13 protein-coding genes and 5 tRNA genes are annotated in these 13,293 nt (G+C 34.3%); all 18 read right to left on the reverse strand.

Features of this window, described 5'->3' with window-relative positions; all coding sequences use genetic code 11:
* Nucleotides 1-62: 62 nt before the first annotated feature.
* The 18 genes from rpoB to Q0876_RS05100 all read right to left on the reverse strand — a co-directional run bounded on the left by rpoB (nucleotide 63) and on the right by Q0876_RS05100 (nucleotide 13,289).
* Nucleotides 63-3,875, reverse strand: coding sequence for a DNA-directed RNA polymerase subunit beta (gene rpoB, locus Q0876_RS05015; RefSeq protein WP_299224759.1), 3,813 nt, complete (start codon nucleotides 3,873-3,875; stop codon nucleotides 63-65).
* Nucleotides 3,876-3,999: 124 nt separating this feature from the next.
* Nucleotides 4,000-4,377: a 50S ribosomal protein L7/L12 gene (gene rplL / locus Q0876_RS05020; protein ID WP_299224761.1), complete on the reverse strand. Its 378-nt coding sequence runs from the start codon at nucleotides 4,375-4,377 to the stop codon at nucleotides 4,000-4,002.
* A gap of 65 nt (nucleotides 4,378-4,442) precedes the next feature.
* On the reverse strand, nucleotides 4,443-4,958 hold the full coding sequence (gene rplJ / locus Q0876_RS05025) for a 50S ribosomal protein L10 (RefSeq protein WP_299224763.1): 516 nt from the start codon (nucleotides 4,956-4,958) through the stop codon (nucleotides 4,443-4,445).
* Between the two features lie 20 nt (nucleotides 4,959-4,978).
* Complete coding sequence (rplA, locus tag Q0876_RS05030; RefSeq protein ID WP_299224765.1) at nucleotides 4,979-5,668, reverse strand: 50S ribosomal protein L1; 690 nt, start codon at nucleotides 5,666-5,668, stop codon at nucleotides 4,979-4,981.
* 11 nt (nucleotides 5,669-5,679) lie between these two features.
* The gene (gene rplK, locus Q0876_RS05035; RefSeq protein WP_040251409.1) at nucleotides 5,680-6,120 is read right to left on the reverse strand and encodes a 50S ribosomal protein L11; all 441 of its coding nucleotides are present in this window, start codon (nucleotides 6,118-6,120) and stop codon (nucleotides 5,680-5,682) included.
* 73 nt (nucleotides 6,121-6,193) lie between these two features.
* A complete protein-coding gene (gene nusG, locus Q0876_RS05040) occupies nucleotides 6,194-6,751 on the reverse strand; it encodes a transcription termination/antitermination protein NusG (RefSeq protein WP_299224769.1) in 558 nt (185 codons plus the stop codon).
* Between the two features lie 22 nt (nucleotides 6,752-6,773).
* A complete protein-coding gene (secE, locus tag Q0876_RS05045) occupies nucleotides 6,774-6,965 on the reverse strand; it encodes a preprotein translocase subunit SecE (protein WP_299224771.1) in 192 nt (63 codons plus the stop codon).
* A 95-nt stretch (nucleotides 6,966-7,060) separates the two neighbouring features.
* Nucleotides 7,061-7,133 (reverse strand) — tRNA-Trp (locus Q0876_RS05050).
* Between the two features lie 63 nt (nucleotides 7,134-7,196).
* Nucleotides 7,197-8,384 (reverse strand): elongation factor Tu, encoded by a 1,188-nt coding sequence (gene tuf, locus Q0876_RS05055; RefSeq protein WP_299224773.1) that lies wholly within the window; start codon nucleotides 8,382-8,384, stop codon nucleotides 7,197-7,199.
* Between the two features lie 59 nt (nucleotides 8,385-8,443).
* Nucleotides 8,444-8,515, reverse strand: a tRNA-Thr gene (locus Q0876_RS05060).
* 83 nt (nucleotides 8,516-8,598) lie between these two features.
* Nucleotides 8,599-8,671: transfer RNA gene (locus Q0876_RS05065), tRNA-Gly, on the reverse strand.
* 102 nt (nucleotides 8,672-8,773) lie between these two features.
* Nucleotides 8,774-8,855, reverse strand: a tRNA-Tyr gene (locus Q0876_RS05070).
* Between the two features lie 20 nt (nucleotides 8,856-8,875).
* Nucleotides 8,876-8,949: transfer RNA gene (locus Q0876_RS05075), tRNA-Thr, on the reverse strand.
* 101 nt (nucleotides 8,950-9,050) lie between these two features.
* Nucleotides 9,051-9,353, reverse strand: coding sequence for a ribosome-associated translation inhibitor RaiA (gene raiA, locus Q0876_RS05080; RefSeq protein ID WP_299224775.1), 303 nt, complete (start codon nucleotides 9,351-9,353; stop codon nucleotides 9,051-9,053).
* Nucleotides 9,354-9,380: 27 nt separating this feature from the next.
* On the reverse strand, nucleotides 9,381-10,271 hold the full coding sequence (locus Q0876_RS05085; RefSeq protein ID WP_299224777.1) for a tyrosine-type recombinase/integrase: 891 nt from the start codon (nucleotides 10,269-10,271) through the stop codon (nucleotides 9,381-9,383).
* A gap of 108 nt (nucleotides 10,272-10,379) precedes the next feature.
* A complete protein-coding gene (gene rpsU / locus Q0876_RS05090) occupies nucleotides 10,380-10,574 on the reverse strand; it encodes a 30S ribosomal protein S21 (RefSeq protein WP_299224779.1) in 195 nt (64 codons plus the stop codon).
* Between the two features lie 110 nt (nucleotides 10,575-10,684).
* Nucleotides 10,685-12,112: a carboxypeptidase-like regulatory domain-containing protein gene (locus tag Q0876_RS05095; RefSeq protein ID WP_299224780.1), complete on the reverse strand. Its 1,428-nt coding sequence runs from the start codon at nucleotides 12,110-12,112 to the stop codon at nucleotides 10,685-10,687.
* A 10-nt stretch (nucleotides 12,113-12,122) separates the two neighbouring features.
* Nucleotides 12,123-13,289, reverse strand: a complete 1,167-nt coding sequence (locus Q0876_RS05100; RefSeq protein ID WP_299224782.1) for an acyl-CoA dehydrogenase family protein — start codon at nucleotides 13,287-13,289, stop codon at nucleotides 12,123-12,125.
* Nucleotides 13,290-13,293: the final 4 nt, after the last annotated feature.

Raw genomic sequence — 13,293 nt, forward strand, 5'->3', positions numbered from 1 at the left:
TATAGTCTATAGTTTGTTGATACAATTTTCTATAATTGAAAATTGTATCAACTCACCAAAATTTATTCTTCTAATCTAATATCTAATCCTAATCCTTTCAATTCGTGCATCAGTACGTTGAAAGACTCAGGTAATCCTGGTTCTGGCATTGGCTCTCCTTTTACAATAGCTTCGTAAGTTTTAGCTCTGCCTATAACATCATCAGATTTTACTGTTAAGATTTCACGTAATGTACTTGATGCTCCATAAGCTTCAAGTGCCCAAACTTCCATCTCACCAAAACGTTGACCACCAAACTGTGCTTTACCACCCAATGGTTGTTGCGTTATCAATGAGTAAGGACCTATTGAACGTGCATGCATCTTATCGTCAATCATGTGACCCAATTTAATCATGTAAATCACACCTACTGTTGCTGGTTGATCAAAACGATCTCCTGTTCCACCATCATATAGGTATGTATGACCAAATCTAGGCACACCTGCTTCATCGGTAAACTCATTGATTTGATCTAGAGTTGCACCATCAAAGATTGGAGTCGCGTATGTACGTCCCAATTTTTGTCCAGCCCAACCTAAAACCGTTTCGTAAATTTGTCCGATATTCATACGTGATGGTACACCTAGTGGATTCAATACAATGTCAACTGGTGTTCCATCCTCTAAGAATGGCATATCTTCTTGGCGAACAATACGAGCAACAATACCCTTGTTTCCGTGACGACCTGCCATTTTATCACCAACTTTCAGTTTACGTTTTTTAGCAACATATACTTTAGCTAGTTTTATGATACCTGCTGGTAATTCATCACCTACAGAAATAGTAAACTTCTCACGACGTAATGATCCTTGTAGGTCATTCTCTTTGATCTTATAATTGTGAATTAAATCTGCAACTAAAGAATTTAAGTGGTCATCTGTAGTCCAAGTTCCTGAAGTTAAATGCGTGTAATCATCTACAGCATTTAACATTTTAAGGGTGTATTTCTTTCCTTTAGGAATAATTTCTTCACCTAAGTCGTTATAAATACCTTGAGCAGTTTTACCATTAACAAGAGCGAATAATTTTTCGACTAATACAGCTTGTAAATCATCAAACTTCTTGTAATAGATATTCTCTAATGCTTCAATATCTTCTTTATCTTTTGCTCTCTTGCGCTTGTCTTTTATTGCTCTTGAGAATAATTTCTTCTCAATAACAACACCATGTAACGAAGGTGATGCTTTTAAAGATGCATCTTTAACATCTCCAGCCTTATCTCCAAAAATAGCACGTAATAATTTCTCTTCTGGAGTAGGATCAGATTCACCTTTTGGTGTGATCTTTCCAATAAGAATATCACCTGGCTTGATCTCGGCTCCAATTCTAATCATACCATTTTCATCAAGGTCTTTCGTAGCCTCCTCTGAAACGTTAGGAATGTCATTAGTAAGTTCTTCGTTACCTAACTTGGTATCTCTAACTTCTAGTGAATATTCATCGATATGAATTGATGTAAAAATATCATCACGAACAACTTTTTCAGAAATCACAATTGCATCCTCAAAGTTATACCCTTTCCAAGGCATGAAGGCTACTTTCATATTTCTACCAAGAGCGAGTTCTCCATTTTGTGTAGCATAACCTTCACAAAGTACTTGTCCTTTTTTAACTTTATCACCTTTCTCAACGATTGGTTTCAAATTAATAGAGGTTCCTTGGTTTGTTTTTCTAAACTTCACCAATGGATATGCTTTGGTATCACTATCAAAACTCACCATTGCTTCTTCTTCAGTACGCTCGTATTTGATAACAATTTCGTTAGCATCAACATACTCAACAACTCCGTTTCCTTCAGCATTGATTAATACTCTAGAATCTGAAGCCACTTGACGTTCAAGACCTGTTCCAACGATAGGTGCCTCAGGACGTAATAGTGGAACTGCTTGACGCATCATGTTAGATCCCATCAAAGCACGGTTTGCATCATCATGCTCTAAGAACGGAATCAATGACGCCGAAATTGAAGCAATTTGATTAGGAGCTACATCTGTATAATGAACATTTGCAGGGTCGATTACTGGAAAATCACCTTCTTGACGAGCAATGATTTTATCTTCAAGAATTTTCCCATTATCATCAACACTGATATTCGCTTGAGCGATTAGCATATCTTCTTCCTCCTCTGCACTTAAATATGTTGGTGCATTCTTGATATCTACAACGCCACCATCAGCTTTTCTATAAGGTGTTTCAATGAATCCCATTGAATTCACTTTTGCGTAAACAGATAGTGAAGAAATTAACCCAATGTTTGGTCCTTCTGGAGTTTCAATTGGACATAATCTTCCGTAGTGTGTATAGTGCACATCACGAACCTCGAAACCTGCTCTTTCTCTAGATAACCCTCCAGGCCCTAAAGCTGATAGACGACGTTTGTGAGTGATCTCAGCCAATGGGTTGGTTTGGTCCATAAATTGAGATAACTGGTTTGTACCAAAGAAAGAATTAATCACTGAAGATAAGGTCTTCGCATTAATTAAATCGATAGGTGTAAACACTTCGTTATCACGAACATTCATACGTTCACGAATGGTACGAGCCATACGAGCTAAACCAACACCAAACTGAGATGATAACTGTTCACCTACTGTACGTACACGACGGTTAGATAGGTGATCAATATCGTCAATCTCTGCTTTAGAGTTGATCAATTCTATTAAATATTTGATAATGGTAATAATATCTTCTTTGGTAAGTACTTGCTTATCCATTCCGATATCTAAACCTAATTTTTTATTCATTCTGTAACGACCTACTTCTCCTAAAGAGTAACGTTGGTCTGAAAAGAATAATTTGTCAATAATACCACGTGCTGTTTCCTCATCTGGTGGCTCAGCATTACGTAATTGACGATAGATGTGTTCAACAGCCTCTTTTTCAGAGTTTGTTGGGTCTTTTTGTAAAGTATTATGAATAATCGCATAATCACCTTGTTGCGCACTTTCTTTATGTAAAAGAATCGTTTTAACACCAGCTTCAAGGATTTCTTCGATATTATCTTTATCAATAATTGTATCACGATCTAAAACAATTTCGTTACGTTCGATAGATACCACTTCTCCAGTATCTTCATCAACAAAATCCTCATGCCATGTATTTAAAACACGTGCAGCAAGTTTACGACCAATGACCTTTTTAAGACCAGATTTTGATACTTTGACTTCTTCAGCAAGATCAAATATCTCTAAAATGTCTTTATCACGCTCAAAACCTATGGCTCTAAACAATGTAGTAACAGGTAATTTTTTCTTTCTATCAATGTAAGCATACATCACCTGATTGATATCTGTAGCAAATTCTATCCAAGATCCTTTAAAAGGAATAACTCTTGCAGAATATAATTTGGTACCATTAGCATGGAACGACTGACTAAAGAATACGCCAGGAGATCTATGTAGTTGAGAAACCACAACACGCTCAGCACCATTGATACAGAAAGTACCACTTGGTGTCATGTAAGGAATTGTTCCAAGATATACATCTTGAACAATAGTTTCAAAGTCTTCATGCTCAGGATCTGTACAGTACAGTTTTAGTCTTGCTTTTAAAGGCACACTGTATGTTAATCCTCTTTCAATACATTCTTCAATTGTATATCGAGGTGGATCAATGAAATAATCCAAAAACTCTAAAACAAATTGGTTACGTGTATCTGTAATTGGAAAGTTTTCCATGAAGGTATTATATAAGCCTTCATTTCCTCTTTCTTCTGATTTTGTCTCTAACTGGAAAAAATCCTGAAAGGATTTTATTTGAATATCCAAAAAATCTGGATATTCAGTTCTATTAACTATGGAAGAGAAATTTAATCTTTCAGCTGTATTTGCTAACATCGATGAACGAGATTTTGATTAAAAAAAAATTTATTTTTTTGTGTACCGTTTTAATACACAAAAGGGTTTAGGTCATTCCGACTAATTCGGAAGACCTAAACCATAATTTGTAGGTTTGTTAAGCTTACTTAAGCTCAACCTCAGCTCCAGCTTCTTCTAACTGAGCTTTTAAAGCTTCTGCTTCGTCTTTAGCAACACCTTCCTTAATTGGAGATGGCGCTTCATCAACTAAACCTTTAGCTTCTTTTAATCCTAAACCAGTTAATTCTTTAACTAATTTTACAACAGCTAATTTAGAACCACCTGCTGCTTTAAGGATTACGTCAAATTCAGACTTTTCTTCAGCGGCTTCACCACCTGCTGCACCTCCACCTGCTGCTACTGCTACTGCTGCTGCTGCTGGTTCGATACCATATTCGTCTTTTAATATTGTAGCTAATTCATTAACTTCTTTTACTGTTAAATTAACTAATTGTTCTGCGAAATCTTTTAAATCTGCCATTTCTATCGTTTTTAAAAATTTTAATAAAATATAATTTGTTTAAGTGCGTACTTATTTGGTTACCCTTATTTCTCGGATAATGTTTTGATGATACCTGCCAATGTTCCACCACCTGATTTAAGTGCTGAAATAACATTCTTAGCTGGCGATTGTAATAATGTAACAATCTCTCCAATCAATTCTTCTTTAGACTTGATATCTACTAACATGTCTAATTGATCATCACCAATGTAAATTGCTTCTTCAATAAAAGCACCTTTAAGCAATGGCTTATCAGATTTTTTACGGAAGTTCTTAATTACTTTAGCTGGAGCATTACCAGTTTCAGAATACATTACAGAGGTATTACCTTTTAAAACTGAAGGAAGGTCTCCGAAATCTTTATCAGAAGCTTCCATAGCTTTAGTTAATAATGTATTTTTTACTACGTTTAATTTTACGTTTGCTTTATAGCAAGCACGACGTAAATCTGAAGTGTTACCTGCATTTAATCCAGATATATCAGCTAGATAAATATTTGTATTATCTGCTAATTGAGCAGTTAACTCTTCAATTACTTGTGATTTTTCTTCTCTTGTCATAATACTAAAGATTTAACTACTTAACTTAATTTTGGATCAACAGCTATACTTGGGCTCATAGTACTAGACATGAAAATACTTTTCATGTATACTCCTTTTGCTGCAGTTGGCTTCATTTTATTTAAAGTGGTTAACAATTCCATTGCATTCTCTTTTAGCTTATCAGCAGTAAAAGATGCTTTCCCTATTGGAGCGTGAACAATTCCTGTTTTATCAACTTTAAAATCTATTTTACCAGCTTTCACCTCAGATACTGCTTTAGCAACATCCATAGTAACTGTTCCTGTTTTTGGATTCGGCATTAAACCTCTTGGGCCTAATACTCTACCTAGAGGACCTAATTTACCCATGATTGCTGGCATTGTAACGATAACGTCTACATCTGTCCAACCACCTTTAATTTTTTCAAGGTATTCGTCTAGTCCAACGTAGTCAGCTCCAGCTGCTTTAGCCTCTTCTTCTTTATCAGGAGTAACCAGTGCTAAAACCTTCATGTCTTTACCTGTTCCGTGAGGTAACGAAACAACACCTCTTACCATTTGATTGGCTTTACGAGGATCTACACCTAATCGTACTGCTAAATCAACTGAAGCATCAAATTTTGTGTATGTAATTTCCTTTAATAATGCTGAAGCTTCTTCGATAGAATACAATTTATTCTTCTCTACTTTAGCTAAAGCTTCTTTTCTTTTTTTTGTTATTCTTGCCATTTCAAAAATTTTTAGTTAGGTGCTTCACCACCTTTAACTGTGATTCCCATTGATCTTGCAGTACCTGCAACCATCTTCATAGCAGATCCAATTTCAAATGCGTTTAAATCTTGCATTTTGTCTTCTGCAATAGCTTTAACTTGATCCCAAGTAACTTTAGCTACTTTTTTTCTGTTCGGTTCTCCAGATCCTTTTTTTACTTTGGCCGCTTCTAATAATTGCACTGCCGCAGGAGGTGTTTTGATCACAAAATCAAAAGACTTGTCTTTGTAAACAGAAATTACAACTGGTAGAACTTTACCAGGTTTGTCCTGAGTTCTAGCGTTGAATTGCTTACAAAATTCCATGATATTAACTCCAGCAGCACCTAAAGCGGGTCCAACCGGTGGCGACGGATTCGCTGCACCTCCCCGAACTTGTAATTTAACTACTTTACCTAATTCTTTTGCCATTTTACTAATTTTAGTTTTGTATCTCTTTCAATAAGGAAGCTAAAAGATATACTATCTATATTTGTAACAATTATTATACTTTTTCAACTTGCATATAACTTAATTCTAATGGGGTTTTTCTGCCGAAAATCTTAACCATTACTTCAAGTTTACGCTTTTCTTCATTTATTTTCTCTATTGTACCATCAAATCCATTGAATGGTCCATCAATCACTTTTACAGTTTCACCTATGGTGAAAGGTATTGCCACATTAACATCTGCATCTACAGAAAGTTCATCAACTTTACCTAACATTCTATTTACTTCAGACTGTCTTAACGGAACAGGGTCTCCTCCTTTAGTTTCTCCTAAAAACCCAATTACATTTGTTATTGACTTAATAATATGAGGAATTTCTCCACTTAAGTTAGCCTGAATCATAATGTAACCTGGAAAATAAACACGCTCTTTGTTTATTTTCTTTCCATTACGAATTTGTATTACTTTTTCGGTTGGTACTAGAACTTGATCAACATAATCTTCCAAACCTAATCTAGAAATTTCATTTTCTATATACGTTTTGATTTTGTTTTCCTGACCACTTACAGCTCTAACAACATACCATTTTTTATTTACGCTTGTTTCTGACATTACCTACTTACTTTTTTAATTGTTAAATCAAGTCAAAATAAGCTTTGATAACCTTACTAAAAACGGTATCAACTCCCCAAATGGCTAATGAAAAAATTATTGAAAACACAGCCACTAAAATAGTTAAGCTTTGAGCTTCAGACCATGTAGGCCAACTCACATTATTCTTTAACTCATCGAAAGATTCTTTAATGTAATTTATAATTCCTGCCATTTGATTTTATATTTATTCATTTGAATACTTCAAATGAAACTTATTAAGAGTGTCTCACTATAAAAGTAAAACACTTTGTTTGTTTTCTTTACTTGCACGGGTTGAGAGACTCGAACTCCCGACACCTGGTTTTGGAGACCAGTGCTCTACCAACTGAGCTAAACCCGTAAATATAAATCAAGGCGTTCGCCTTTGACGAACACCTTAATCCATATTTATATACTAAATATTTTAGTCTAAAATCTCAGTTACCTGACCTGCACCTACTGTTCTACCTCCTTCACGAATTGCAAAACGTAAACCTACATTCATTGCAATTGGTTGGATTAACTCAACAGTAATAGTAAGGTTATCTCCAGGCATTACCATTTCAACACCATCAGGAAGCGCAATGTTTCCAGTTACATCAGTTGTACGTACGTAAAACTGTGGACGGTAGTTATTATGGAATGGTGTATGACGTCCTCCTTCTTCTTTTTTCAAGATGTAAACCTCAGCTTTGAAACTTTTGTGAGGAGTAACTGAACCAGGCTTAGTAATTACCATACCTCTTGAGATTTGAGTTTTCTCAATACCTCTTAATAAGATACCAGCATTATCACCAGCTTCACCTCTATCTAAAATTTGACGGAACATTTCAATACCAGTAATTGTAGATGTCAATTTCTCAGCACCCATACCAATGATTTCAACAGGATCTCCTGTGTTAGCAACACCAGTTTCGATACGACCTGTAGCTACAGTTCCACGACCTGTAATAGAAAATACATCTTCAATTGGCATTAAGAATGGCTTATCCATATCTCGTACTGGCTCTTCAATCCAGTTATCAACAGCTTCCATTAACTCCATCACTGTATCTACCCATTTTTGTTCACCGTTAAGTGCTCCTAATGCAGAACCAGCAATTACAGGACCATTATCACCATCATACTCATAGAAAGATAATAAATCTCTAATTTCCATTTCTACTAATTCTAATAACTCATCATCATCAACCATATCCACTTTATTCATGAATACAACGATACGAGGAATACCTACCTGACGTCCTAAAAGGATATGCTCACGAGTTTGTGGCATAGGACCATCTGTAGCAGCTACAACTAAAATAGCACCATCCATTTGAGCAGCACCAGTTACCATGTTCTTTACGTAATCGGCGTGACCTGGACAGTCAACGTGAGCGTAATGACGATTAGATGTTTGATACTCTACGTGTGACGTATTAATTGTTATACCTCTTTCTTTTTCTTCAGGAGCGTTATCGATAGTATCGAAGTCTCTCGCTTCAGATAAACCTGCATCAGCTAATACTTTAGTAATAGCAGCAGTTAAAGTTGTTTTACCGTGATCTACGTGTCCAATAGTACCTATATTAAGGTGTGGTTTTGAACGATCGAAAGTTGCCTTTGCCATGTTTAATTTATTTAATCTTAATTTATATTAGTGTTCAATTTTTATTCTATACTAAAAAGAGCCAATGACGAGATTTGAACTCGTGACCTCTTCCTTACCAAGGAAACGCTCTACCCCTGAGCTACACCGGCTTTTAAGGTAGTTTTGATCGATTCTAAAAAAACAATCAAAAACATCAACTCATGAAATTAAATTAGATATTAATTTAATTTAGAGCGAGAGACCGGGTTCGAACCGGCGACATTCAGCTTGGAAGGCTGACGCTCTACCAACTGAGCTACTCTCGCATTTTTTATAACTGTTTTACCAGTTAATGGCTTTCAATATTTCACTTTTTAAGATTACCGCTTTAAAGTAATCTACAAGAATAAATTCTTGTTAAAATTTTGTGGGGAGAGCAGGATTCGAACCTGCGAAGACGTAGTCAGCAGATTTACAGTCTGCCCTCGTTGGCCGCTTGAGTATCTCCCCAATAATTTCAAAATTTCAAGAGCCGATAGAGGGACTCGAACCCACGACCTGCTGATTACAAATCAGCTGCTCTAGCCAGCTGAGCTATATCGGCTTTTAAACCACTTTTTTCTCACAAAAAAAGCCCGCTATTTCTAACGGACTGCAAATGTAAAGATTTATTTATTTATTCAAAACATTTTTTGAAAAATTTTATCAGATATATGACCTTAATTTCTGTTTTCGCTTTTTTAATTGTCTTTCAAGTGATGAAACGGCCATATCTACTCCTTCTTCGAATGTCTTGCATTGTTTTTTTACTACAAAGCTATCTCCAGGTACATTTACTTTAGCTTCAAAAATTTTATTTTCCTTATCACTGGTGTTTTGCACTTTTAAATAGACGTCAGACTGAATGACTTTATCATAGAACATGTCTAGCTTATCCATTCGCTTTTGAATGAATGCTATAAGCTTTTTGTCTGCTGTAAAATTTACGGATTGTGTGTTTACCTTCATATTCACGCTTTTATTGGTTAGACGAAATTAATTTTTACTTCTTGGATGTGTATTTGAGTACACTTTTTTTAATTCAGCTATACTATTATGTGTATAAATCTGTGTGGCTGCTAAACTTGAGTGACCAAGAAGCTCTTTAACAGCGTTTAGATTTGCACCTTGATTTAATAAATGAGTCGCAAATGAGTGCCTTAATATATGAGGACTCCGTTTTACCTTAGAAGATGCTATACTAAAATAGTCATTTATAATTCTGTAAACAAGTGTTTCATAAATTTTAACCCCTTTTTTTGTCAAAAATAGATATGAATTATCTACAATAACATCTAGCTTACTTCTCAACTTTAAATACGTTTCTAAGGTTTCAATGACTGATGGTAATAACGGGATAAATCTTTCTTTATTTCGCTTTCCTAATACTTTTAGAGTATTATTAATTATATCTACATTACTTAACTCTAATTGCACAAGTTCTATACGTCTAATGCCTGTGGCATAGAATAGTTCGACTATAAGTCTGTTTCTTACGCCTTCAAAATCATTTGTCAAACTCATTTCTTTGAGCACTTTTTTCATCTCTTGCTCAGAAAATGGTACTTGTATTTTTTTGCTGGTCTTTAATGCTTTATGCTTAGATAATGGATTTACTTCTATTTCTTCAATCTTTAATAGAAACCTATAATATGAATTTAGTGACGATATCTTTCTATTTACGCTTCTATTGGTAAGTCCTTTTTCTACTAAAGTTATTATCCAACTACGTATTTGTTGATAATTAACAGCTATAATTTCGTCTGTATCATATTCAAATCGTACAAATTCAGAAAACTCTTGAAGATCACTCATATAGGCTTTAAGTGTAAGCTGGGAATAGTTTTTCTCGAGTAATAAGTAATCTGAAAACGATTTTAGTGACATTTCTATTTATGAGTTGAGACTCTAAAATAACAAAGTTTTAACTACTTCATTACTTTTAATAAAAAAATCCCACTATTTCTAGTGGGATTTTTTTATTATTTAAACTGATTATATGTTTTCTTGATCTTTTAGACCTTGTACATACTGAGCTTTTTGTATTTGAGCTCTACGTGCTATAGAAGGTTTCGTAAATTGTTTACGCTCTTGTAACTGATTTTTAATAGTAGTTCTTACAAACTTACGCTTGTAACGTTTTAACGCTCTGTCTATATTTTCTCCTTCTTTTACTGGAATTATTAACATAGTTCTTAACCTCCTCTCTTTTAGAATTTTTAAGGCTGCAAATATATAAAGGTTTTTAAAATTTCAAAACAAAAACGTTTAATTGTTTTAAATAGCAGTTATTGTATTGTCTAGTTTTTAAATAGTGACGCTCGCTTACTTAAATCTTTTATGAGTTGCTCATCTTCTTCACTTTCTAATAAAATGTTATAGGTGCGCCAAAATGATTTATCGTAAGGTTTTGGCGCAAATATATCTGCATCCCAATCACCATTCAAAGCATCAGAAATGGCTTGCTTATCTTCAATAATTTCTGAAAATAAAATTTCTTGAATCGTATAATAAAACCGTTCTTCGTTATAATACTTGGCTTTTTCTTCTTCTGTAAGTTTTTCATTGGTCTTTAGCCCAACATTAACCAATTTTGGAGTTTCATAATAAATATAGTTAGGGTACATTTTATCGTTATATTCCATATAAGTAATGACCAGCTTATGGTTTACTTGAGTCCCAAATAGCGTTTTACTTCTACTTTTTTGAGCTGGCGATGCAGCAATAAGTTCATATTCTATTTTCTTGATTGCATAATTATCCCAATAAATATAAATCCACCCATTGGCTTTATATCCTTCATTAAAAATCCCTTTAGTGTCTAATCCAATAAAATCGTTACTATCGGAAATTTGAATTTTATAAATTTTACGATCATTATCAACCAAAACTGTATCTAATTTGAATTGGTGTTTATCTAAAACATCTTCACCAAATAGTGATTTGGAAAGGTTAGCGTTTCTTACCAAATTAAGCTTTCCTTTGAATAGATTTTCTAATCCATTAACTCTAGTATCGTTCCATTTGATTGCCTTAACTAGAGAAGCCGTTTCTATAGTATCTCGTTTTAAATTCTTTGCTTTGAGTTTTTTGTAATTTTCGTAGCGTTTTAAATATGAATAGTATGAGAATATACTATCTACATCTCTAAGGTCGTAACTTTTGCGAACTTGGTCAACATTAATTTTTAAATGATCTTCTGATGAAACTGCAAAACCAGAATCATAAACTGTAATTGCACTTTCAATTAACCATTTAAATTCTTTAGCATTGCGTTCTTTATGCCTTAAAAACCCTTTTTGAATATATGAAGAATCAGGAAGATTTTCGGGTAATCGCTCTAGAGCTCTTAAGACAATATCATTCCCTGTTTTTGGTCGCGTTTCTGCAACCAAAATGATTTCATCTAATGATGCAATATCTTCTTCTAAATAAATATCTTGTGTGTTGTCAAATTGATTAACAGGTGTTTTAAAACTTTTAAAACCTATAGAAGAAATGATTAATGTATCTGTTTCTAGCTCCTTAGGAACTTGTAAGACAAACTTACCGTCTTGATTACTTATAGTTCCTATCGTTGTGTTCTTTACATAAATACTAGCACTTTCAATTGGAAGCAATGTTGAAAAGTCTAAAATTTTGCTTTTAACTTCAGTCTGAGACGACACTAGTGTTGAAAACAAGCATAGAATTAAAACAACAATAAAATTTAAAACAGATCTTTGCATTGTTATTACATTAAGTTGCGGGCTTATAGTCTTTTTTATCAATCACCATTTTAGCAATAATTTCCCTTAGTATCTCTGATGTACCTCCACCAATTGGACCTAATCTGCTATCTCGAAGTAATCTTGCCATAGGATATTCTTCCATATAACCATAACCTCCTAAGAATTGGAGACATTGGTAAATAACTTCATCTGCCATTTTCGTCGATTGCAACTTAGAAATGGTAGCTTCTTTTACCACATATTCGCCTTTGTCTAAACGATTTGCAACTGTATAATTAAACTCTTTACAAACTAACATATGGGCATAAGTATCAGCAAAGGAATGTCTTAATGCTTGAAATTTGTCTATGGTTCTTCCAAATGCTTGTCTTTCACTCATGTAGTTTTGAGCATAATCTAAAGCAAATTCTGCTCTTGCATGTGCATTCACTCCCATAATCAATCGTTCAAGTGCAAAGTGTTGCATGATGTATGGAAACCCTTTATTTTCTTCACCCATCAAATTAGAAGCGGGAATGACAACATTATCAAAAGCTATCTCGCCTGTGTCTGATGCTCTCCATCCTAATTTATCCAATTTTGTTGCAGATACGCCTACAGTTTCACGATCTACAATAAATATACTTATGCCTTTATTTCCAAGTTCAGGATTTGTTTTAGCTGCTACTACTAAATAATCACTAGTGACTCCATTTGTTATAAAAGTTTTAGAACCATTAATCACATAGGTATCTCCGTTTTTTACTGCAGTTGTACGCATGCCAGCAACATCACTTCCTCCAAAAGGTTCAGTAATACATAAACACCCAATTTTTTCGCCAGAGATACTTGGTGTCAAATACTTTTGTTTTTGCTCATGATTTCCTTCTTTATTGACATGAGTCATTGCTAAATACGCATGAGCCCAAATAGCAGCAGCAAAGCCACCTGAATTTATTTTTTGAAGTTCTTCTAATAGTATAACAGTGTAAAAAAGATCGAGATCTAAACCTCCATAAGCTTCAGGGTAAGGCAATCCGAAAAAACCCATTTCTCCAAATTTCTTCCATATAAAGCGATCTATAATCCCTGTGTTTTCCCATTTTTCTATATGAGGCACAACCTCTTTTTGTAAAAAGTCTTTTAAACTCTGTCTAAACATCTGATGTTCTTCAGTGAAGTACATACTATTCATAATT

The sequence above is a fragment of the uncultured Psychroserpens sp. genome, assembly GCF_947503375.1.
GTDB lineage: Bacteria > Bacteroidota > Bacteroidia > Flavobacteriales > Flavobacteriaceae > Psychroserpens.

Bases quoted from the DNA above. Each gene is read 5' to 3' on its own strand.
- tuf (WP_299224773.1), bottom strand. From the start codon at position 8,384: ATGGCAAAGGCAACTTTCGATCGTTCAAAACCACACCTTAATATAGGT.
- rplA (WP_299224765.1), bottom strand. From the start codon at position 5,668: ATGGCAAGAATAACAAAAAAAAGAAAAGAAGCTTTAGCTAAAGTAGAG.
- raiA (WP_299224775.1), bottom strand. From the start codon at position 9,353: ATGAAGGTAAACACACAATCCGTAAATTTTACAGCAGACAAAAAGCTT.
- Q0876_RS05085 (WP_299224777.1), bottom strand. From the start codon at position 10,271: ATGTCACTAAAATCGTTTTCAGATTACTTATTACTCGAGAAAAACTAT.
- Q0876_RS05100 (WP_299224782.1), bottom strand. From the start codon at position 13,289: ATGAATAGTATGTACTTCACTGAAGAACATCAGATGTTTAGACAGAGT.
- Q0876_RS05095 (WP_299224780.1), bottom strand. From the start codon at position 12,112: ATGCAAAGATCTGTTTTAAATTTTATTGTTGTTTTAATTCTATGCTTG.
- rplL (WP_299224761.1), bottom strand. From the start codon at position 4,377: ATGGCAGATTTAAAAGATTTCGCAGAACAATTAGTTAATTTAACAGTA.
- nusG (WP_299224769.1), bottom strand. From the start codon at position 6,751: ATGTCAGAAACAAGCGTAAATAAAAAATGGTATGTTGTTAGAGCTGTA.
- secE (WP_299224771.1), bottom strand. From the start codon at position 6,965: ATGGCAGGAATTATAAATTACATTAAAGAATCTTTCGATGAGTTAAAG.
- rpoB (WP_299224759.1), bottom strand. From the start codon at position 3,875: ATGTTAGCAAATACAGCTGAAAGATTAAATTTCTCTTCCATAGTTAAT.
- rpsU (WP_299224779.1), bottom strand. From the start codon at position 10,574: ATGTTAATAATTCCAGTAAAAGAAGGAGAAAATATAGACAGAGCGTTA.
- rplJ (WP_299224763.1), bottom strand. From the start codon at position 4,958: ATGACAAGAGAAGAAAAATCACAAGTAATTGAAGAGTTAACTGCTCAA.
- rplK (WP_040251409.1), bottom strand. From the start codon at position 6,120: ATGGCAAAAGAATTAGGTAAAGTAGTTAAATTACAAGTTCGGGGAGGT.